This is a genomic window from Parasaccharibacter sp. TMW 2.1888 (assembly GCF_023167265.1).
Taxonomy (GTDB): domain Bacteria; phylum Pseudomonadota; class Alphaproteobacteria; order Acetobacterales; family Acetobacteraceae; genus Bombella; species Bombella apis.
Genome location: NZ_CP030979.1, coordinates 175,800 through 195,767, shown reverse-complemented (window position 1 = coordinate 195,767; position 19,968 = coordinate 175,800). Strand labels below are relative to the sequence as shown.

Here is a 19,968-nt window from a genome sequence, read left to right as displayed (position 1 = left end):
CGTCATCTCCTTTGGGGTTCTGATCCTTCCCGAGCGGTGTCTGTAGCATCACCCATTGAAGGACGCGGATCCGATTACAGTGTGAAGTGGCCTATCATACTCCAAAACGACAGACAATAGTTTCTGATGGGCATAAAGGGTGGAGGCCCTCTTTATCTGTGGATTATTTCGCCTGTCTGATGGTTCCTCATGGCTGGTGGGCGTATGGTGCATGTGGATGAGTGTGTGGTGAACAGGAGGAGGACGGGATGGGGGTACAGAATGACAGGCGTACCATGGTGGATGCGCACCTGTATCTGCGTGAAAATTCCATCAGGCAGTCCTTTGAGGGGCTCCTGGCCCTCTGGCGGTCCCTGTCCGCTGCTTGTGAAGGAGGGCTCGACTCTCACGGTCTGGGGCCTGCCCATTACCGGATCATGTTTTTTCTGGGCAGCCATGGCGGATTGCTGCCCAGTGAGCTGTGCAGGCGGCTTGGCATTACCAAACAGTCGCTGGGCCGGGCCCTTGGCGAGCTGAAAGCGAAAAAACTGGTCGAGCAGAAACAGGATGAAGGGGACCGGAGGAAGCGGCCCGTTTTTCTGACAGATGAGGGCAGACAGCTTGAGGCAGAACTTTTTGCTGCCATTCGCACTGTCCTGACACGGGCATACAGGCAGGTTGACGGAGCCGCTGTTGATGGGTTCCGCAGGGTCTTGCATGTTGCCGAATATGGCGGGCCGCTCTCGAAGGGGGGATAAGAAAAGGGGAGGAGCCGGACAAAGACTCTTCCCCTTCATGGAAAGGATTTTTCAGCCCGTTAGCCCGTCACCAGGCTGCTGGACGGATGGATCAGGGCATCGAGTTGCCGACGCCCCCATTGCCGGTGCCCTGGCCACTCATCGGGCCGGCACCCATGCCACCATTTCCCAGTCCGCCGAAGGTGCTGCCCATGCTGCTCATCGGGTTGTAGCGGCCCACATTGCCCAGCAGCTCCCGCAGAACAGAAATATGCGTGCCCGGTGTCGGTGTAGCTCCGCCTGCCATGGAGACACGGATGGCATCATGCCTGTCCAGCACGTTCATCTTGCGGAGAACGCCAGCATTGTCGAAATTCAGGACCAGGACCTGCTGCTTGTCCACAACCGGATGAGCCAGCGGCACGAGGTCCTTCGTCATGGAAATGTAGATCCATGTATTGTCATTGAAGGTTGCATGGGCTGTCGGAGAGCCCAGTATGCTCAGGGCATCATTCTGGGTGCTGGAGTTGAGGACCAGCTGGTCATAATCCAGTTTCTCGATCAGCGCCCCGCGCGGGATGGGCGGCGGGCTGATGGCCTCACAGCCGCTGAGCATCAGCACCCCACCGGCCAGAAGGCCTGTCCAGCAACGGCGTCGCAGTGCCATGAAGCGGGCCAGACGGGGGAAGGGGGAGCTCTTGTCCGGGGTGGAGGCAGTAGAGAAGCTGGTCATGAAGGGCAAACTGTCCTGATGATATGCGGGCAAGCCATACGTGCTCTTTCCGGTGCCTCAGAGAGGGCAGCATGTCAATCTTTTTCGTGGATTGTCGGGCTGTGGCTGTCCGGCAGCAGTTTAGGCTTGACTTCATGGCGTCAGCCCCTTCTGAAAGAGGCACCCTGGTAAATTATCGTGAGGTCATGATGTCATCTGGAGGCAGAGCAGACGCCGGAACACAGCCAGAAGAAAGGATTGCGCCAGAGTTCTCGCGCCGCATTCCACTGGCAAAGACGGGCCGCCCTCTTGAAGAGCATGTGGAGGCCAATGCTGAGGAGAGGGAAGGTCTGCGGAAGCGCTTTGGTCTTCTGTCTTTGAAGGAGCTGTCCTGCACTTTTGCGCTGAGGCGGGGGGCGGAGAATATCGTACTGGCGGAAGGTCATATCCGGGCGGAGGTGGAGCAGGCCTGCATCATCACGGGTGAACCGGTGAAAGAGGTGATCGACGAGCCGTTCAGTTTACGTTTCGTCCCGGTTTCCGAGATGCCTGATGAAGAGGATATCGATATTGAGGCTCTGCTTCAGGAAGATGCCGATGATGTTCCTTATGATGGCCGCATGATTGATCTGGGCGAGGCTGCGGCAGAACAGCTGGCTCTCTGCCTGACTCCTTATCCGCGGCGGGCAGGAGCAGGGCTGGAGCAGTTCGTGGAGGTCACACCGTCTGATGATGAGCTGGATGCACGGCCCGGCGCAGCCCGGGAAAATCCTTTTGACGTGCTGAAAAAACTCAGGAAGGAGCCGTGAAGGAGTGGTAATCTTTCCGCCTTTCTGGTAAAGGCAGGGAGTAAGGAGCGATGCCGTAGTGGCATTGATGCTTGCAGAGAGATGCTCTCTCTGCTAGAGCCCCACGCCTGAGCACCGTGGCTTATGGCGGTGGTGAAGACCTAATGAGATTTCTCTGGCTTGAGGCCGCGCCGTGCGGTAGCAGAAGCCGGATACGCAACCCAGTGAGAGGCAGATACCCATGGCCGTCCCTAAGAGAAAGACTACGCCGTCCCGTCGTGGCATGCGTCGCAGCCATCAGGCTCTTCGTGTTGAGGCGCATGCTGAATGCGCCAACTGTGGCGAGATGAAGCGCCCCCATCATGTGTGCAGCCATTGTGGCCATTATGATGGCCGTGAGGTTGTCAGTGCAGAGGGCCGTGCGCTGAAGACAGCCGTCCGCGCCTGATTGCCCGTATCCTGAGGGATACTGCCGCCCCGGGCTTCCGGTCCGGGGTTGCATTTTCGTGCATCCTGCCTGAGCAGGAAAAACAAGGAATTTCTGGGGGCTGCACTCATGACGGAGGCGTCTGGCGTCAGAGCTGAGGGTGGAGTCGAAAAGCAGGCTGCACAATCCCCGGCTCCTTTTACTCTGGCCGTTGATGCCATGGGGGGAGATAACGCCCCCGAGATCGTTCTTGCGGGGCTGGAGATGACGGCCATCCGTCACCCGGACATCCGGATTCTTCTCATAGGTGATGAGAAGGTCCTGAACGCATCACTCGCAAATTATCCCAAACTTTCTGGAATCTGCACCGTGCGCCATGCGCCGGAAAGCATTCCCATGGAGATGAAACCCACTGCGGCGCTTCGCGTGCGGGGATCCTCCATGCGGGTCGCCATGGAGGCTGTTGCCTCTGGTGAGGCTCGTGGTGTCGTGTCCGCCGGGAACAGTGGTGCGATGCTTGCATTGGCAAAGATCATCGTAAAAGCCCTGCCCGGTATTTCTCGCCCGGCCATGGCGGCTGTCCAGCCATCCGCCCGTGGTGATGTCGTCATGCTCGATCTGGGTGCGAACATCGTATGCGATGCCCGCAATCTGGTCGAATTCGCCATCATGGGGGAGGCCTTCGCACAGGCGGCCCTGTCCCTCAAGGCGCCCAGCATCGGGCTGCTCAATGTTGGTTCGGAAGAGCTGAAGGGCGACGAACGCCTGAAGCAGGCTGCCGAGCGCCTTCGGGACAGTGTGTTGTCTGACCGTTTCCACGGTTTTGTGGAGGGGCATGACATTACCGCCGGTGTGACCGATGTTGTCGTGACGGATGGTTTTACGGGCAATGTGGCACTGAAGACTGGTGAAGGGGCGCTGAAGCTGGCTTTCGGGTTGCTCAGGAGCGTGTTCATGAGTAGCTGGTTGACCCGGATCGGCTACCTTCTGGTCCGCCCCGGTCTGCGCCGCATGAAGGAATGGATCGATCCCAGCCGCTATAATGGCGCCGTTTTTGTGGGGCTGAATGGCATCGTGGTGAAGTCACATGGTGGGGCAGATGCCGAGGGTTTCGCCTCTGCGGTGGATGTTGCCGTGGATGCGGTGGAAAACAGGCTGAATGACAAGATCCGCCATCGTCTGGATCAGCTCGGCATGTTGGGGCAGTCTGGAGAAAGCAGAGAGCAGGAGTGACGTCTTCCATGGCGCAGGATAAACAGGTCCGGGGAGCGGCAGCGGGTGCCCGTCTGACAGGTGTCGGCAGTGCCCTTCCGCAGCGTGCTTTCAGCAATGAGGAGCTGGCTGCTGAATTCAGACTTGATACGTCGGATGAGTGGATCAGGACCAGGACCGGAATCCGTCAGCGGCATATTGTGTCTGGCGATGAATCCGCCGTATCCCTTGCGCATCTGGCAGCCCAGCGGGCGCTGGAACATGCTGGCAGAACAGCAGATGATGTGGATGCCGTCATCGTGGCAACATCAACGCCGGATCAGGTATTCCCTTCCGTTGCCGTGCGTGTTCAGGCGGCTCTGGGCATGGAACGTGGTTTCGGGTTTGACGTCAGCGCAGCCTGCTCTGGTTTCGTGTATGCGTTGACAGTGGCTGATTCCATGATCCGCTCCGGTCAGGTCAGGCGTGCCATGGTGATCGGTGTGGAGGTATTTTCCCGTCTTCTGGACTGGGAAGACCGTTCCACCTGTGTGCTGTTCGGGGATGGCGCTGGTGCGGTCCTGCTCGAGGCAGGCGCAGGTGAGGGAGAGGGTATCCTGTCCACGCATCTTCACGCAGATGGCCGCTTGGGTGATCTGCTCTATGTTGATGGTGCCGTTGGCTGCGCGTCTGGCAAGGTGGCGTTGAAAATGCATGGGCGGGAGGTGTTCCGTCATGCTGTCGTCAACCTTGCTGCTGCTGTTGATGAAGCGCTGGAGACAAACGGTCTCAAGGGCACGGACATCCAGTGGCTGGTGCCGCATCAGGCGAATCTGCGGATCATTGATGGCATGGCCAAGAAGCTTGCCCTGCCGTCGGATCGCGTCGTGGTGACGGTAGACAGGCACGCCAACACGTCGGCGGCATCAATCCCCCTTGCTCTGGATGAAGCGGTCCGGGATGGGCGGATCAGGCAGGGCGATCTGATCCTCATGGAGGCCCTTGGTGGTGGCCTTACATGGGGGTCTGCTCTGGTGAGAATGTAAGGCCTTTCCAGGCGGAATCAGCGCTTCTGAAACTCCCCTGATTTATATGCAGGGGAGTTCGTTTTTTCAGTGTGCTAATCAGATGGCTCGTGATACCTTTTCCCATTATGGAGACAATTGCACGCGCTGATCTGATAGAGCTCCTCCAGGAGGAGCATGGCTTTTCCCGGCAGCAGGCTACCCTGTTTCTGGAGAAGATGTTTGAGTTGTTCATCCAGACTCTTGAGCAGGGCAAGTCGCTGAAGATCAGCGGCTTCGGTACGTTCGCTGTACGGGATAAAGCAACCCGTCTGGGGCGGAATCCCCTGACAGGGAAAGAGGCCATCATCTCGGCCCGGCGTGTGCCGTTCTTCCGGCCATCCCGTCTTCTGCGGGACAGCGTCAATGGCAGACCATCAGCTCAGGATGCCCATCAATGATGTCCACTGATTCATCTCAGCCTCAGCATGGGGGCTTGAGGACAGCCATCAGCGTTGCAGGGGAGCTGGGGTTGCCTCTGTACCGTCTGCATTCATGGGAAAGTCTTTATCCTGTTTTCAGGGTAAAGCAGGGTGAAGACGGGCAGAGTTATTACGATGAGCAGGCTGTCACGGTCGTGCGCAATATCGCCCGGCTCCTTTATCAGGATGGTGCCAGAAGCCATGAGGTTGTTCCATTGCTGAAGCGTGAGGGGATTATCAGTGATGGCACGCCGCTTTCCGTCTCGGGCGGGGCGGAGACAGCTGGTCACGGCGAAACCTCTTCACCTGACCAGCTGAAGGAGTTGCAGAAGGAAAACAGAACGCTCAGCGATCGTCTTGAGGAGTTTGGTCAGATTGCGCTGTCCCTCAAGACGCTGGAAGATGAGAATGCTTCCCTGAAGGAAGCGCTGGAGCAGTCCCGGTCTGCCCCGCAGCCTCAGAAGGACGCAAAGGGTGGTTATGTTGCAGAGCTGGAAGAAGAGAATCTGGCTTTGCAGGAAACGGTTGAGCGTCTGACGGCGGAGACGGCCACGTATCAGCAGGCGGTTGCCGATGGGAAGGAGCAGCGGCTCCAGCTGGAGACGCTGCGATCAGAGCTTGCCGGGTTGCGGGCGGAGCGTGACAGGGCGTCGGCCCTGCATGAGGAGCTTGAGGCCGTACGGGCGGACATCAGGCGTCTTGAAACCGAGAACGGGGCGCTGCGTGCGGCTGGGCAGAAGCAGCGTGAAACGGAAGCCACTCAGGGACGTGTTCTGGAAGAGCGTAACGCCGAGTTGCAGAAAACTGTTGATCGCCTGATGGCTGAAGCCAGGGAGCATCAGAAAGAGGCAGAATCCCGGAAGGAACGTTTGAGCCAGCTGGAAGGGCTGCGGGTCAAGCTGGCCGACATGCAGGTCGAACATGGGCGGATACAGACCCTGAGCAGGGAGCTGGAAGAAGCCCGTGCTGAGGCAGAACGGTGCCGGGGGCTGGAAGCTGAAATCGAGACACTGCACAGGGCTGCCATGGAGCGGCAGACAGCGGGTCAGGCCAGACAGCAGGAACTGGAAAAGCAGGCTGCGTCTCTGCGGGAAACTGTTGATCGGCTGAAAGCTGACGCCAGAAAACAGGTGCTGGCAGAAGAAGCCAGGCGGAATGAGGTGCAGGCTCTTCAGGGGCAGTTGAAAACCCTGCAGGCAGAGCATGAGCAGGTGCAGACCTTGCAGTCGGAAGGCGCTGCCCAGCAGAAACAGCTTGCCAGTCGTCTGGAGGCTGTAGGGGCAGAGCGGCAGGAGCTTGTGCGGAAGCTGGAACAGTCTGTTCTGATCATGCAGTCCCTTGAGGATGAAAATGTCCGTCTCAAGCGTTCCCTGAAAGAGAGTGAGGAAAAATTGGCAGCACAGGCTGTCATCGTTGGCCGGGTGGAGCATCTTGAAGCGGAAAATGGCGAGCTGAAGCAGGCGCAGGCCGGGTTTGCCGGTGAGCGTGAACGCCATGCCGAGGCAGTGGAACGTATCCGTACCCTTGAGGGGGAAGGCGTTGTCCTGCAACAGAAGCTGACAGCCCAGGATATGGAAAACCGTCTCCAGGTCCGGCGGAAGGATGAGCTGGACAGGCTGCTGCATGATCTTCTCGGCGAGCTGGCCGAGATGAAAAAAACCCTTACTCTCTGAAAAAATATTAAAAAAAAGCCCCGGGCCATTGCAGGAATGGGCCGGGGCTGCTAGAGCTTCCTCACCGCAGGACGACGGGCAGTAGCGCAGTCTGGTAGCGCATCAGTCTGGGGGACTGGGGGTCGTGGGTTCGAATCCCGCCTGCCCGACCATCTCCTGCGGTTCACTCCCTCACAATATGTCCCGTACGCTGGCCAGAAACCTTGTTGCTGGTCCAGAGTGTCCAGAGCAGGTGCAGGGCTGCCATGATGGCTGGTCCGATGAACAGGCCCATCAGCTGCCATGTTTCCGCACCGCCCAGAATACCCATCAACACCCAGAGGAATGGGACTTTCGTGCTGCCGCCTATCAGGACAGGGCGAATGAAGTGGTCTGCCACGAACAGCACGACCGCACCAATCAGCCAGACGATGGCGGCGGCCAGCATGCTACCCTTGAAGGCGATCAGCAGGCATACGCCTGTCACGGCGATCCAGCCGAGCAGAGGGACCATGGCCGCAATGGCTGTCGCCAGCCCGAAGATGAGCGGCTGTGGGGCCCCGGCAACCACGTAGCACACGCCCATGATGGCCCCTTCACCCAGCCCGACCAGAACCAGGCCGGAAACCGTGCCATGAATGGAAGCAACAATCTGTCGTGCAAGGCTTTCTCCCTGCGCTCCGAAGAGACGCTGCGAGCCGATCATGCATTTCCGGATGATGCTGTCGCCATCTTTCAGCAGGAAGAAAAGTGTCAGCATGGAGAAGCCGAACAGGATTCCCCGGTGCAGGACTTCCGAACCGAACTGTTTGCCCACGGCCATGCCATGTCCCAGATTCAGGGAATGGAACAAATCGTTCAGGGCATCAGGATTGCTGAGATGCTCGGTCCAGAGGGCGGTGGCCGGTCCGGAAGCCACTGGCAGGCGGTCCAGCCAGGCGGGGGCCGGCAGCCCCTGATGGCGGATCGTATCAAGCCACAGGAAAGCCGAATGGATTTCGTCAGCCGTCTTGATGCTGATGAAGGAAACAGGGACGAGGAAGATCAGCGCCAGTACACCGGTAAAGAGCAGGGGAAGCCATATCGTGTGGCCGAACCGCCTTGTCGAACGTTTGTATAGCGGCCAGAGGGCAATGGCGAAGATGCCGCCCCAGAGGAGAGCTGGCAGCATGTGTCTGAGTGTCCAGAGGGCTGCCAGCACGAAAAACAGTGCCAGAAAACCACGGGCCCGTTTCTGTAGGGTCTTGGAGGGCGGAGAGAGCCGCAGCGGTTGGGTGGTTCTGTGGTGTGGATGGGTCATGGTGCGTGGTGTCCCGGTCAGCGTGCCAGAATGGAATGAAGCAGCCACATCAGTGGGCTGGTCTGGAAAGGGTGGTCATGTGGGGTCACCCGTGTAAAGTTTCTGCCAGAATCAGACTATCCTGCTTATCGAACATCCCAAGTCGAAGGAAAAGGTCCAGAAGGACAAGATTAACGTTAAATTTGAAATCGTCTGTGTCCCGGACCAGCTGGAAGACGTTTTCGACAGGCATGAGATGGAAGGATTCCACTTCACCATCATTGGCCTGGGGAACGAAATCTTCCGGGAGCATGAGATCGTAACAGTAAAGCCGGTCGCGTCGCAGCCCCTCCGGACGTGTCATGGCGTAATGGAGCGTGCTGGCGTGGCGGGCGTGGCGGGCAAGGGCGGTGGGGATGGAGGCTTCTTCTCCGGCTTCCTTGACGAGTGTTTCCTCTGGGGTGAGGCCGCTGCTCATCCCGCCGGCAACCAGATGGTCGAGTTTGCCTGGGTCCAGCCGTTTCTGTGGGCTGCGGCGGGCAACCCAGAGGTGCAGCCCCGTTTTTTTCTGGACAAGGCCATTCATGTGGACACCAGAAGCTTCCACACCAAAAACCGGGATCAGAGCCCGGTCAATCTGCCCGATGATTGTTCCATCAGGTGAGCGGACATCAAACCATTCATGGAAGGGCACATAGCGTTCCTGCTCGGCCAGCATGTGGCTTATCTGGGACAGCCCCTGTCCATCGGGCAGGGTGATGTGCCCGTCCCCTATTTCCAGCAGGCCCATCTCGGCAGGAGCGGCCAGCCAGCCAAGGCAGGCAGGGTCGACCAGACCGATGGACAGGCCGTCATGCAGCAGGGGGATGCGCCCCGCCGGGAGGGTGACATTGCGGCACCGCTCAATATGGCGGAGAAAGGGAGAGGCAGCGGAGGACAGCATGGGTTCTCTCTGATGTTCATTCATGATGGCACGGAGGACGGACAGCAGCGGAGAGCCTGCCTGTCTCTGGGGCATCATTCAATTGGCAAAGGCTGGCAGGATGGGGAGGACCGTGTAAAAGCTCCCCCGGCAACAATGCCAGACATGGCAGCAGATCATCTATCAGGTTTTTATGGCATCAACAAAGATCGGACACCTGCCTTTGCGGGCTTTCTGGCGGCTGGTTCGCCCGGCTTCCCTGAGGAGCTGGTTTCTGCGCTTCTTCTGTTCCTGTGTTCTGCTGGTCGTAGAGAGTGTGACGGCCGTTGCCACACCCTGGCTGTTCAGCGACATGGTGGCCCGGCTTTCGGGGAAGGAAGCGGTCATGGCGGCGGTCATGGCCCTGCTGGCGTCCTATACGGTCCTGCGCATGGCAGGTGCTCTGGCCGGGCCGTTGCGCAGCCTGCTCATGGTGCCGGTGAGGACGGCCCTGCGGGAGCGGATCAGCCTGCTGGGGCTGGAGCATGTCCATCAGCTGGGGACCCGGTTCCATCAGCAGCGGCAGACAGGTGCGCTGACCCGTATCATCGATCGTGGCGCTGATGCTGCCAGCATGATCGTTGACATGACCTTCTCCAACGTCATGCCGAACCTTCTGGGGCTGGCCCTGACTTTTCTGGTCGTCTTGCGCGTTTTTGATGGCTGGTATCTGGTGCTGCTGTGTGCCACGCTGATCCTCTATTCCGCTGTTTCTTTCCTGTTTACCCGCTGGCGGATGCAGGCCAGACGGGAGCGCAATCAGGCGAACAACCATGCACATCGGCATCTGGTGGACAGTCTGCTCAATGCGGACATTGTCCGCATGTTCGGCAATGCCGCCCATGAATGCAGACGGCAGGAGGGGGCCTGGCAGGCGCTGCGCACGGCCGAGGCCCGTTTGCAGGGGCTTGTTGGAGGTTCCCAGGCCATTCGCAACAGTCTGATTGCCCTCGCCACGGCTGTATTGCTGGGGATGGCCATACGGGATATTCATGCGCATCGACTCGGTGTTGCACAATTCGTGTTGATGGGCACGTATCTCCGGAGTGTTTATGCCTCGGTCGGGGCGTTGAATTATGTTGGTGCAGGCTGGCGCAATGCCCGTGTCGACATGGAAGCCTATCTGGAGCTGATGGGGCTGATACCAGAGATACAGTCTCCGCCAGCGCCTGTCCCCCTGCCTGCCGGACAGGCACATGGCGTGACGCTGGACATGCAGCATGTTTCTTTCGGATATGACCCGGAGCGGCTGATCCTGCGTCATGTCAGTTTCACGCTGGCGGCAGGGAAAATGCTCGCCATTGTCGGGCGGAGCGGGTCCGGAAAGTCCACAGTGGCGAAGCTCGTCAGCCGGCTGTATGACCCGCTGGAAGGAACCGTGCGAATGGAAGGTGTGCCACTTCCGGCACTGTCGCTTGATGCCCTGCGGGGGCAGATCGGCGTGGTGGCGCAGGAGACCTCACTCTTCAATGCCACGATTGCCGAGAATATTGCTTACGGGCGGGCAGGGGCCAGCATGGCGGAGGTCAGGCAGGCAGCCGAGGCGGCCCAGCTTGGTCCTTTTGTGGACAGTCTGCCGGACGGGTTCGATACACTGGTCGGTGAGCGGGGGGTGCGGCTGTCGGGCGGGGAGAGGCAGAGAATGGCGATTGCCCGTGTCATCCTGCGCAATCCCCGTCTGCTTGTGCTGGATGAAGCCACCAGTGCCCTGGACAGTCGGACGGAAGAGGCCATCCAGAAAGAGCTGGAGAGCCTTTCCTCTGGCAGGACAACGCTCGTGATCGCCCATCGTCTCTCCACGATACAGAGGGCAGACCATATCCTTGTGATGGAGAACGGAGAGGTGGTGGAAGAGGGAACCCATCGCCAGCTGTTGGAAAAAGGTGGCATTTATGCAGGAATGTGGAGATTGCAGGCAAGAAGGGGTTCCGTTGAAAGTCATTCGGATGTAGAGGGGTAGCGGGCTGCTTCTGTCGGTATGAAAGGCAGGAAAGACTTGACGTATCAGCGTCAGTAAGTCATAAGCCCGCCTTATTTACGGAACATGCAGGTCTGCCTTGCGGCCCTGCGTATCACAGTATCGAGGAAGTTCTATGTCTCGCCGTTGCCATGTCACGGGCAAAGGGGTACTGACGGGCAATAACGTCAGCCACGCCAACAACAAGTCCCGTCGCCGTTTCCTGCCGAATCTTCAGGAAGCCACGCTCCTGTCCGATATTCTCGAGGCTCCGGTGCGTATGCGCCTTTCCGCCAAGGGGATCCGTACGGTCGAGCATAATGGCGGGCTTGATTCCTTCCTGCTGGGCACACCGAACCGGAAACTGACGCCAGAAGCTCTGGTCATCAAGCGTCGCATCCTGCGTGTGCAGGAGCGCAAGGCTGCCCAGTCAGCTGCCTGATCAGGCAGCTGAAGCCCGTTCTCTCCGCAGGACGGGCGGCTGTTCCGGGGTGGCTCTGCCGGGGTAGTCTGTTTTTCTGGTATTCATACAGGGCCTGATGAGGGTGCCCCGGCGCAGGCGGTGGCACCTTTCCTTGCATTTTGGAGGTTTCCCGTGACCGACGACAGCGTTCAGGGCGCGAAGTCCGCTCTCTCAAAGATTCGCAACATCGGTATTACCGCTCACATTGATGCCGGTAAGACGACAACAACAGAGCGTATGCTCTATTACACCGGTATGTCCCACCGTATCGGTGAAGTGCATGACGGGAACACCACAACCGACTACATGGAGCAGGAGCGTGAGCGCGGCATCACCATCACGTCTGCTGCCGTGACCTGCGAGTGGGACGGCCACCGCATCAACATCATCGACACCCCTGGCCATATCGACTTCAACATCGAGGTGAACCGTTCCCTCCGTGTGCTCGATGGCGCCATCTTCGTGATTGAAGGTGTGGCTGGCGTGCAGCCGCAGTCCGAGACCAACTGGCGTCTGGCTGACCGCTACAACGTGCCCCGCATCATCTTCATCAACAAGCTGGACCGTACCGGTGCCGACTTCGACTACGCCTTCAGCACACTGAAGGAGAAGCTGGACATCGTGGCCATTCCGCTTCAGCTGCCGATCGGCTCTGAAGAGAACATGGTCGGTGTGGTGGACCTGGTGGAAATGCGTGCCATCGTCTGGGAAGGCGGTGAGCTGGGCGCCAAGTTCCACTATGAAGAGATTCCGGCCGACATGAAGGAGCGTGCCGAGGAAGCCCGCCAGAACCTGCTCGATACCGCCCTGAGCGTCGATACCGCCGCCATGGAAGAGTATTTCGAGAAGGGTGAGGTGGATGTCGCAACCCTGAAACGCTGCATCAAGAAGGGCACCATCGCTGGTGAGTTCCGTCCTGTGCTGTGCGGTACGGCCTTCAAGAACAAGGGTGTGCAGCCGCTTCTGGATGCCGTGGTTGATTATCTGCCAGCACCGGACGAAGTCGAGGGCATCCGTATTGCTCCGCCGGAAGACAAGGAAGTTGACGAGAGCTTCCTGCCGATCATCCCGGTGGACCCGGAAGGTAAATTTGCTGGTCTGGCCTTCAAGATCATCTCCGACAAGTACGGTACACTGACCTTCGTCCGTGTCTATCGTGGCGTGCTGAACACGGGTGACACCGTATTGAATACCACCAAGGGCACGAAGGAACGTGTTGGCCGCATGTTCCAGATGCACGCTGACAAGCGTCAGGAAGTGAAGTCTGTCGGCGCTGGTGACATTGCTGCCTTCGTTGGTCTGAAAGACACCGTGACCGGTGACACACTGGCTGATGCAGCTGACCCGGTTGTTCTGGAGCGCATGCAGTTCCCGGTTCCGGTGATCGACATTTCTGTCGAGCCGAAGACCAAGGATGCTGTCGAGAAGATGACGCTGGCTCTCCAGAAGCTGACAGCCGAAGATCCGTCCCTGCATCTGCGGACAGACCAGGAAACGGGTCAGACCATTCTTTCCGGTATGGGTGAGCTGCATCTGGACATCATCGTGGACCGTCTGCGCCGTGAATATGGCGTTGATGCCAACATCGGTGCCCCGCAGGTTGCTTATCGTGAGACGATTACCCAGTCTCACACCGAGACCTACACCCACAAGAAGCAGTCCGGTGGTTCCGGTCAGTTCGCTGAGGTGAAGATCACCTTCGAGCCGCTGACGGAGAAGGGTGCCGAGGAGATTCTGTTCGAGAACAAGATCGTCGGTGGTGCCGTGCCGAAGGAATATATCCCGGCTGTCGAAAAGGGCGTGCGCATGCAGTCCACGACGGGTGTGCTGGCTGGCTTCGATACGGTGGGCTTCAAGTTCACTCTGGAAGACGGTAAGTACCACGACGTTGACTCTTCGGCTCTGGCCTTCGAAATCGCTGCCAAGGCCTGCTTCCGTGAAGGTATGAAGAAGGCCGGTCCGGTCATTCTGGAGCCGATCATGGATGTGGAGATCACCACGCCGAACGATCACGTCGGTGACGTGGTGGGTGACCTCAACCGTCGTCGTGGTATCATCCAGAACCAGGAGACCTCGGGTTCCACGGTTCTGATCCGCTCCCAGGTGCCGCTGAAGGAAATGTTCGGGTACATTTCCCATCTGCGTTCTGCCACGAAGGGCCGTGCGTCCTTCACCATGCAGTTCCACCACTACGAGCCGGTGCCTCGTAACGTGCAGGATGAGATCATCGCAGAGCGTAGCTGATACGTTCCCTGCTGACTGTTCTGTGAGGGAGGCCCTCCGCCAGCGTGCTGGCGGGGGGTTTTCTTTTTGCGTCTGCTTGACAGGTATTATGGGATCGTGTTTTTGAGAGGGAACGGTGATGGATTGCCACCGGGTTCCTTGTGGGCCGAACCGCCACCCGGTTGCCGGGGAAGGCTGATGATTCCTGCCAACAGAATCCCTCGCAGTGATCGGTGAGGGTGCGTTAGGGGGAATTTGTCATGTTGTTTTTCCAGAAAGGCGTTTCTTTTTTGTCCCGTCTGTTTCAGTGGTTCTGTGTACTGGTACCGCTGGCAGTTGTGGTGGGCAGTTTTTGCGCTCTTTTCCTCTGGATGCTGGAATGGGTGACGCAATACCGGTTTGACCATCCTGACATTCTCTATGGATTGCCTGTCGCCGGTGTGGCCGTGGCCCTGTCCTATTACTGGTGGGGCGGTCGTGCAGGAGGCGGTAATAATCTCATCCTTGATGAAATCCACAAACCTTCGGAAGGGGTACCGCTGCGCATGGCCCCGCTTGTGTTCATCGGGACAGTGGTCAGTCACCTTTTTGGGGCATCCGTGGGGCGTGAAGGCACTGCCGTGCAGATGGGTGGAAGTCTGGCCAGCAGTTTTGCCCGACTGTTCCGGCTGGACAGCCGCAACACGAGCATTCTGCTGACAGCTGGTGTAGCCTCCGGCCTTGGCGCCGTGTATGGCACGCCCATCACGGGGGCGATCTTTGGTCTGGAGGTCCTGACCCTTGGTACGTTGGATTATTCTGCTCTGCTGCCTGTGGCTGTCACGTCCATCATTGCGGACTGGACATGCCATCAATGGGGGATACATCATGCGGTCTATCCCGTTACATTCAGGGGATTGGCAGCTCCAGGGCAGACGCCTTTCCATGTTGATGCCCTGCTGTGGGTAAAGGTTGCTGTGGCGGCTGTGGCTTTCGGGTTTGCCAGCCGTGCCTTTGCAGAGGGTGTGTACAGGCTTGGTCCGGTCATCAAGAAAATCTGTCCGACACCCTGGTTGCAGCCAGCCATTGGCGGTGTCGTGACCATTCTGCTGGTCTGGCTGCTGGGAACACGGGATTATCTGGGCCTTGGTGTCGTGGCACCGGAGGCGGGCGGAGCGTCCATCGTCAACTTTTTCAGCACGACCCATTATGAGTGGAGCTGGCTGCTGAAGCTGGTTTTCACAGTCCTGGCTCTTGCCACAGGCTACAAGGGAGGAGAGGTTACGCCTCTGTTCTTTGTAGGAGCTGGACTGGGAAATGCCCTTGCACCGGTGCTCGGTGTGCCTGGTGATCTTCTGGCCGGTGTGGGGATGGTGGCCGTGTTCGGTGGAGCCGTCAATACGCCTCTGGCCTGTACGGTCATGGGGGTGGAGCTGTTTGGTGGGACGAACATTGTCTATTACGCCACGGGCTGTTTCATCGCCTATCTCTGCTCAGGGCATACGGGGATTTACCTGTCCCAGAAAGTGGGGGTGCCCAAAATATGGCGACCTGATTTTGTCCCTGGTATAGCGCTGCGCCGTACGAGGGAAGGTATCTGGACAGAAGACTGAACGTCTCCAGAATGGATGGAGAGGAACGTGGGAAGAGTGTGGATCGTCTCCGTTTTGCAAGTCTGTGAGGATAGAAAAAGGGCCTCTTTCCACTGGGAAGGAGGCCCTTTTTCATGGTCGTGTTTCGCCTGATGGAGGAATGTCAGCCGAAGCAGTGATTGGCGTGCATGATGGCCACGCCGACCTCCCGGAGCAGGTCGAAGGCGTTTTGCAGTGGCTGGAATATCTCCCGATGCTCACGGGCAAAGCCCTGTGCCACAGCAGCGCCACCCGGTTCACCGAAATCGAGATCGGCAATGCTGGGGGCCGTGATGGGGAAGAGGTCATCCAGCAGGCGGAGAGCCCGTGGCACATCAAGACACAGGATGAGTGTCGTGATGGCTTCCCGTGTCAGAGTACCACGGGGACCGAAATAGGGGATGTGTGTTCCCAGGGTCCAGATGCGGTCCATCAGAGCAAAGCGGATGACGTGCAGGAGCTTTTCATCCACATCCATGCGAGGGGCTTCAGGCCATGCAGAGCGCAGGGCGATATCTTCCCTCTGGATGCGCCGGAACAGGGCCGGGACGCTCTTCCAGAATTCCAGCTCCTCAAGGTCACGGGCAATGTTGAGGAAATGGACCCGATCATCAGCATTGTCGCAGTCCGCAGCCCGGTTCAGCCATGTGCCGGGGTCCAGCTGATGGATGGTGGCCCGGAGGACATCAAGGTCTGAATGGTTCAGAGCCTGGGAGGCAAAATCCATAAGCTGGCGGAAGCGGGGCGAGCTGTGACGCAACCGTTCAAACTGCTCTGTATGGCGGCGGGCAGCACTGCCGAGACCATGCAGGACATTGGCCCACCAGCCCAGCTGCTGGAGAATGGCATTGTTGGGGATGGCCCGGATCTGGCTTGGATGGGTTATGCGTGTTACCCGTGCTGTATCGGACTGACGTGCAGAGGGGCGGGAGCCGGTCTTGTCCACCAGCGCAGGGCCGAAGGCGCTGAGGAGGGCGGTATAGCCCGGGTCGTTCACCAGGTCACCCATCTTCAGGGCGATGGTGGAGAAGAAGTCCATGGCGAAATCGGGTTTGCTGAAAAGTGGATCATTCAGCTTGTCAGCCGCAATGGGCTCGCCCTGGGCTGCCACGAATTCAGCCAGCGTTGCAATGGTGGAGGCCGCCAGCCTGTCCGTACCGAAGGCGAGGTAGCCGTCCCCTCCCTGAAACGCAGCTTCAACCCGGCTTGCAATGCCCGCCTTGTGCAGCGCCTGCCTTGTGTTGGCCGGAGAGAAATATTCCAGACGCTCTTTCAGGCTGAAAGGATGGGCACCGCGGCCAATGCTTTCACCATGGGTATCGAACATGGTCAGGGCGATGTCTTCCAGCCCATGTTCTTTCATCAGCTCCAGTGTCCGCAGGCGCAGGCGTTCCACCATGGGGCCGGCCGCCAGCTGGCCGACATAACGTCCGGAATCCGAATAACCGAACTGGAGGGACAGGCGCCCATTGGCCCGGAGATAGGCCCGCCAGTGTGGTGAGCGGAAGGCTTCCTCCAGAATCTCGGCACCGTTCTCCAGAGCCGTTTCCGTTTCGAAGAGTGGGGAAATCTCGATCTGGTCATCACGGATGCCAAAGAGCCGGGACAGCCACAGCGTGGCCAGCAGGGTGTAGCCGCTTTCCGTCTCGGCAATCAGGAAGCGGATGGGGGAGCCGGAATCCACATGTTTGAGGATCTGCGCCATCGTCATCATCAGGCGTGAGGCGGCACTGGGCTCTACCAGCAGGGCCCCGAAATCGATGGCCAGCGGCTTGAGGTCATCCATGGCGGCATCAATATGGGAGAGAAGCGCCCGACGATGGAAAGGCAGGGTCGGATCATCTGTCAGGCCCAGCCTTGTACGGGCCACGTTGTAAATCTGGGCTGCATTGAGGCGGGTATGGATGTGGGACAGTCCAAGCCCGTGATTGAGGAACCCCGTACGCATGACATCCAGTCGATGGGCTTTTTCACCATCCAGCCGGGCTGCCTCCTCACGGAAGAGAGGGCGTAGCTCATCAGCATTGAGCAGGGCCGTTTCCCGCAGGTCGATGAGGACATGGGCGAAGCGGGCGATGTCTTCCGGTTTCATGGTCTGGCCGGGGACAGAGCGGGGGCAGATGTCACGCTGCTTTTGCGTGGCGGCAAGGGCTTCGGCCACACGCCGGCTCAGCACACCTTCTTTCAGCCCGATCTGTTCCAGTCCTTCAAGCAGACGTTCCAGCTGGGCAATCTTGAGGCCAAGACGGATGCGGATGGTGTCCCACCAGCCAATGTCATTGCGGCCATCCGTATCAAACCCGACCCAGCTGGCCAGCCGGACAGGGGCAGGGGTCATCTCGTTGGCTTCAGGCCAGCGGCGACGGGCTGCCTGGAGGATCTCCATGGTAAGGCTGTCCAGCGCATCCCGCCCACGGGTGATGGCAGCCAAGGCAAGAGACTGTTCTTCATCCAGTGTTGGAGGCGCACTGCGGCGATGCGTCGGCAGGGTGGGAACAGGGCAGGACGGATCCTCCGCCCGACGGGCCAGAAGTTCGTACACATCATTGGCCAGAGCGAAGGTGGGATGAGCGGTGAAGACAGCAGCAAAACCGGTGACGGAGAGGTCATCCGGTGTCCGTGCCTGTGCGACAAGCTGCTCGGCGACCTTGCGCAGCCGGGGCTCCGGCGGGCATTCGGCTCCGTCATGCTCCAGCCCCACATACCGGCGCAGGGCGTCGGCCCGGGTCATGAAGTTGCGGTCCCGTAACAGACGTACGGTCTGACCGATTGCTTCCAGACCATTTTCCGTACCTGCCTTTTTCGCAAGGGAAATGATCAGGTTGGAAAAATCATGCGGAGAGTATGTCAGCGCAGTGGTGCAGGATTCAATCAGTTCAGCAGGCGATGCGTCAGTCTGGGAGGCGCAATCTGGCATGGGGAACAGTCTCGCTTGTCTTGGTCTCATATGGGCCGGGAACGGTGTGGCTCCATCGCCGGCGTGATCGTTCCTGTATAGGCTCAATTGTGATAAAGCGCCAAGTCTTGTTAATAAGAAGTGCTTTCTGTTCGGCCTGCCTGAAGTTGGCAGGAGGGCGGCAACCAACGGTCATGCAGGAGGGCAGTCCATCGTCATGTTTCTTCCGGTGAGGAAAAACGGGGCCTCTCTCTGGGCAGGCCTGTTGCTGGTGGGGACGTCCGTGCTGGCTGTCATCAGCCGTCTGAGCGTCTGGCAGAAGCTGTTTGGCCCCTCACTCTGGCTGGAAATGCTGCGGGCTGGCAGCCAGGCGGGTGTCGTGGGGGGCTTGCAGACTGGTTTGCCGTTACGGCCCTGTTCCGGCATCCTCTTGGGCTTCCCATACCGCATACGGCCATCCTGCCACAGAGAAAGGCCCAGCTGGGGGATGCGCTGGGCCGTTTCATGGCTGAGCATTTCCTGACAGAAGAAGAAATGCTGCGCCTGCTGGAAGGTGCCGATCTGCCAGCGGCCTTGGCCCGTCTTCTTCAGAAAAAGGAGACGGAAGAGGTTCTGCTGCGTCACCTTCGTGGTCTGGCCCCGGCGGTGCTGGAGCGCATCGGAGATGGACGGGGAGGCTCTTTTCTGGTCACCCTCTTTCCGACCCTAATGAAAAGGGATGACGTTACGGCACTTGTCATCCGTGCCCTGAGAGCCATGGTGGATGAGGATATCCATCAGGAAGTCTTTTCTTTCTTTCTGGCGCAGTTCAAGGAGTTGGTCAGCACGAAGGAGGATGACCTGCACCGGTTTGTGGAGAGGCGGGTGCGTGAGCAGGGGGGGCGGCTGGTTGGCTGGGCCATCGGGGCCTCGGTGGCCACGCAGGTGCTGACAGCCCTGAAGGCGGAGCTGGGCCGGGTGGACCCCATGGATTCCGATATCCGGCATGGGTTTACACGCTGGGTAAAACGGAAAATCCAGGATCTGGACGATGACCCGGAGAGCGCCCGTCAGCTCATGGGCAGCATCACGTCTTTTTTCGCACACGAGAGTGTGAAGGAATGGGGTGGCGGTTTGTGGCGGCGGCTCTGCCTGATGGTGGAGGAAGATAGTCGGCGGGATGATGGGTTGAGTACGCAGGCACTGCGGACTGCCTACCAGCAGCTGACGGGGACGCTCCTGCAAAGGACAGACCTGGCCAGCCAGCTGGACAGGGCGGTCCGGCAGGCTATCGTGAAATCCCTGCCGCAGATGCGGAAGAATGTAGCGGGGATGATTGCCCGTGTTATCGGACGCTGGGATGCCAAGAGCCTGTCAGTCCGGCTGGAGGCTGGTATCGGGAAAGATCTGGCCTATATTCGTGTCAATGGCACTGTCGTCGGCTTTGTGATAGGTGCCGTGCTGGAGGGGCTGCTTGTCTGTCTTGTTCCGTGATTGGGTATTTTTTAACAAAATATGAAAAACGCTTTATCCTGGCGGCACATAAGGCTTGACCATCGGGAAAATATGGGTCACTCCCTTGAATGGGTACCTGTTGGGTCTTAAATAGAGAATCATTGATATAGGAT

17 protein-coding genes, 1 tRNA gene and 1 riboswitch are annotated in these 19,968 nt (G+C 58.9%); of the genes, 14 read left to right on the top strand and 4 right to left on the bottom strand.

Annotated elements, in window-relative coordinates; genetic code table 11:
• The first annotated feature begins 248 nt into the window (after positions 1-248).
• Positions 249-737 carry a MarR family winged helix-turn-helix transcriptional regulator gene (locus DTQ13_RS00875; protein ID WP_248460774.1) on the top strand — a complete coding sequence of 163 codons (489 nt, stop codon included), beginning with the start codon at positions 249-251 and terminating at the stop codon, positions 735-737.
• Between the two features lie 91 nt (positions 738-828).
• On the opposite strand, the gene DTQ13_RS00870 is transcribed toward DTQ13_RS00875, so the two are convergent.
• On the bottom strand, positions 829-1,449 hold the full coding sequence (locus tag DTQ13_RS00870; RefSeq protein WP_373364574.1) for an outer membrane protein assembly factor BamE: 621 nt from the start codon (positions 1,447-1,449) through the stop codon (positions 829-831).
• Positions 1,450-1,634: 185 nt separating this feature from the next.
• Here DTQ13_RS00870 and DTQ13_RS00865 point away from each other — a divergent pair, with 185 nt between their 5' ends.
• The 7 genes from DTQ13_RS00865 (at position 1,635) to DTQ13_RS00835 (ending at position 7,145) form a co-directional block, all read left to right on the top strand.
• Positions 1,635-2,237: a DUF177 domain-containing protein gene (locus DTQ13_RS00865; protein WP_166651601.1), complete on the top strand. Its 603-nt coding sequence runs from the start codon at positions 1,635-1,637 to the stop codon at positions 2,235-2,237.
• 220 nt (positions 2,238-2,457) lie between these two features.
• Positions 2,458-2,664, top strand: a complete 207-nt coding sequence (gene rpmF / locus DTQ13_RS00860) for a 50S ribosomal protein L32 (RefSeq protein ID WP_043559883.1) — start codon at positions 2,458-2,460, stop codon at positions 2,662-2,664.
• Between the two features lie 198 nt (positions 2,665-2,862).
• On the top strand, positions 2,863-3,876 hold the full coding sequence (gene plsX / locus DTQ13_RS00855) for a phosphate acyltransferase PlsX (protein WP_232086363.1): 1,014 nt from the start codon (positions 2,863-2,865) through the stop codon (positions 3,874-3,876).
• 8 nt (positions 3,877-3,884) lie between these two features.
• Positions 3,885-4,880 carry a beta-ketoacyl-ACP synthase III gene (locus DTQ13_RS00850; protein ID WP_081563496.1) on the top strand — a complete coding sequence of 332 codons (996 nt, stop codon included), beginning with the start codon at positions 3,885-3,887 and terminating at the stop codon, positions 4,878-4,880.
• Between the two features lie 107 nt (positions 4,881-4,987).
• Entirely contained in the window at positions 4,988-5,299 is a 312-nt protein-coding gene (locus tag DTQ13_RS00845; protein WP_043561110.1) for an integration host factor subunit alpha, read from the top strand.
• The gene (locus DTQ13_RS00840; RefSeq protein WP_248460773.1) at positions 5,296-6,993 is read left to right on the top strand and encodes a MerR family transcriptional regulator; all 1,698 of its coding nucleotides are present in this window, start codon (positions 5,296-5,298) and stop codon (positions 6,991-6,993) included. The genes DTQ13_RS00845 and DTQ13_RS00840 overlap by 4 nt, the downstream gene beginning before the upstream one ends.
• A 75-nt stretch (positions 6,994-7,068) precedes the next feature.
• Positions 7,069-7,145 (top strand) — tRNA-Pro (locus DTQ13_RS00835).
• 11 nt (positions 7,146-7,156) lie between these two features.
• Here DTQ13_RS00835 and DTQ13_RS00830 read toward each other — a convergent pair.
• Together DTQ13_RS00830 and DTQ13_RS00825 are read right to left on the bottom strand one after the other, a co-directional pair.
• Positions 7,157-8,272: an AI-2E family transporter gene (locus DTQ13_RS00830; RefSeq protein ID WP_043561113.1), complete on the bottom strand. Its 1,116-nt coding sequence runs from the start codon at positions 8,270-8,272 to the stop codon at positions 7,157-7,159.
• Between the two features lie 85 nt (positions 8,273-8,357).
• The gene (locus tag DTQ13_RS00825; RefSeq protein ID WP_248460772.1) at positions 8,358-9,194 is read right to left on the bottom strand and encodes an NUDIX domain-containing protein; all 837 of its coding nucleotides are present in this window, start codon (positions 9,192-9,194) and stop codon (positions 8,358-8,360) included.
• 172 nt (positions 9,195-9,366) lie between these two features.
• Between DTQ13_RS00825 and DTQ13_RS00820 the strand changes: the two genes are divergently transcribed.
• From DTQ13_RS00820 to DTQ13_RS00805, 4 genes are all read left to right on the top strand, one after another.
• On the top strand, positions 9,367-11,172 hold the full coding sequence (locus DTQ13_RS00820) for an ABC transporter ATP-binding protein/permease (RefSeq protein ID WP_248460770.1): 1,806 nt from the start codon (positions 9,367-9,369) through the stop codon (positions 11,170-11,172).
• Between the two features lie 133 nt (positions 11,173-11,305).
• Positions 11,306-11,611, top strand: a complete 306-nt coding sequence (gene rpmB, locus DTQ13_RS00815; protein WP_043559888.1) for a 50S ribosomal protein L28 — start codon at positions 11,306-11,308, stop codon at positions 11,609-11,611.
• A gap of 153 nt (positions 11,612-11,764) precedes the next feature.
• On the top strand, positions 11,765-13,876 hold the full coding sequence (gene fusA, locus DTQ13_RS00810) for an elongation factor G (protein ID WP_248460761.1): 2,112 nt from the start codon (positions 11,765-11,767) through the stop codon (positions 13,874-13,876).
• 105 nt (positions 13,877-13,981) lie between these two features.
• A riboswitch (Fluoride riboswitch) is annotated at positions 13,982-14,070 on the top strand.
• Positions 14,071-14,115: 45 nt separating this feature from the next.
• Positions 14,116-15,447, top strand: coding sequence for a voltage-gated chloride channel family protein (locus tag DTQ13_RS00805; RefSeq protein WP_408902118.1), 1,332 nt, complete (start codon positions 14,116-14,118; stop codon positions 15,445-15,447).
• Between the two features lie 142 nt (positions 15,448-15,589).
• Here DTQ13_RS00805 and DTQ13_RS00800 read toward each other — a convergent pair whose 3' ends face one another.
• Positions 15,590-18,382: a phosphoenolpyruvate carboxylase gene (locus tag DTQ13_RS00800; RefSeq protein ID WP_248460760.1), complete on the bottom strand. Its 2,793-nt coding sequence runs from the start codon at positions 18,380-18,382 to the stop codon at positions 15,590-15,592.
• A 196-nt stretch (positions 18,383-18,578) separates the two neighbouring features.
• Between DTQ13_RS00800 and DTQ13_RS00795 the strand changes: the two genes are divergently transcribed.
• Entirely contained in the window at positions 18,579-18,884 is a 306-nt protein-coding gene (locus DTQ13_RS00795; protein WP_248460758.1) for a hypothetical protein, read from the top strand.
• Entirely contained in the window at positions 18,776-19,834 is a 1,059-nt protein-coding gene (locus tag DTQ13_RS00790; protein WP_349815529.1) for a DUF445 domain-containing protein, read from the top strand. The genes DTQ13_RS00795 and DTQ13_RS00790 overlap by 109 nt, the downstream gene beginning before the upstream one ends.
• The last annotated feature ends 134 nt before the right edge of the window (positions 19,835-19,968 follow it).

What these genes read in the sequence shown, in the direction of transcription:
- DTQ13_RS00875 (WP_248460774.1), top strand. Translation starts at nt 249, where the DNA reads ATGGGGGTACAGAATGACAGGCGTACCATGGTGGATGCGCACCTGTAT.
- DTQ13_RS00870 (WP_373364574.1), bottom strand. Translation starts at nt 1,449, where the DNA reads ATGACCAGCTTCTCTACTGCCTCCACCCCGGACAAGAGCTCCCCCTTC.
- DTQ13_RS00865 (WP_166651601.1), top strand. Translation starts at nt 1,635, where the DNA reads ATGATGTCATCTGGAGGCAGAGCAGACGCCGGAACACAGCCAGAAGAA.
- rpmF (WP_043559883.1), top strand. Translation starts at nt 2,458, where the DNA reads ATGGCCGTCCCTAAGAGAAAGACTACGCCGTCCCGTCGTGGCATGCGT.
- plsX (WP_232086363.1), top strand. Translation starts at nt 2,863, where the DNA reads ATGGGGGGAGATAACGCCCCCGAGATCGTTCTTGCGGGGCTGGAGATG.
- DTQ13_RS00850 (WP_081563496.1), top strand. Translation starts at nt 3,885, where the DNA reads ATGGCGCAGGATAAACAGGTCCGGGGAGCGGCAGCGGGTGCCCGTCTG.
- DTQ13_RS00845 (WP_043561110.1), top strand. Translation starts at nt 4,988, where the DNA reads ATGGAGACAATTGCACGCGCTGATCTGATAGAGCTCCTCCAGGAGGAG.
- DTQ13_RS00840 (WP_248460773.1), top strand. Translation starts at nt 5,296, where the DNA reads ATGATGTCCACTGATTCATCTCAGCCTCAGCATGGGGGCTTGAGGACA.
- DTQ13_RS00830 (WP_043561113.1), bottom strand. Translation starts at nt 8,272, where the DNA reads ATGACCCATCCACACCACAGAACCACCCAACCGCTGCGGCTCTCTCCG.
- DTQ13_RS00825 (WP_248460772.1), bottom strand. Translation starts at nt 9,194, where the DNA reads ATGCTGTCCTCCGCTGCCTCTCCCTTTCTCCGCCATATTGAGCGGTGC.
- DTQ13_RS00820 (WP_248460770.1), top strand. Translation starts at nt 9,367, where the DNA reads ATGGCATCAACAAAGATCGGACACCTGCCTTTGCGGGCTTTCTGGCGG.
- rpmB (WP_043559888.1), top strand. Translation starts at nt 11,306, where the DNA reads ATGTCTCGCCGTTGCCATGTCACGGGCAAAGGGGTACTGACGGGCAAT.
- DTQ13_RS00805 (WP_408902118.1), top strand. Translation starts at nt 14,116, where the DNA reads ATGTTGTTTTTCCAGAAAGGCGTTTCTTTTTTGTCCCGTCTGTTTCAG.
- DTQ13_RS00800 (WP_248460760.1), bottom strand. Translation starts at nt 18,382, where the DNA reads ATGCCAGATTGCGCCTCCCAGACTGACGCATCGCCTGCTGAACTGATT.
- DTQ13_RS00795 (WP_248460758.1), top strand. Translation starts at nt 18,579, where the DNA reads ATGTTTCTTCCGGTGAGGAAAAACGGGGCCTCTCTCTGGGCAGGCCTG.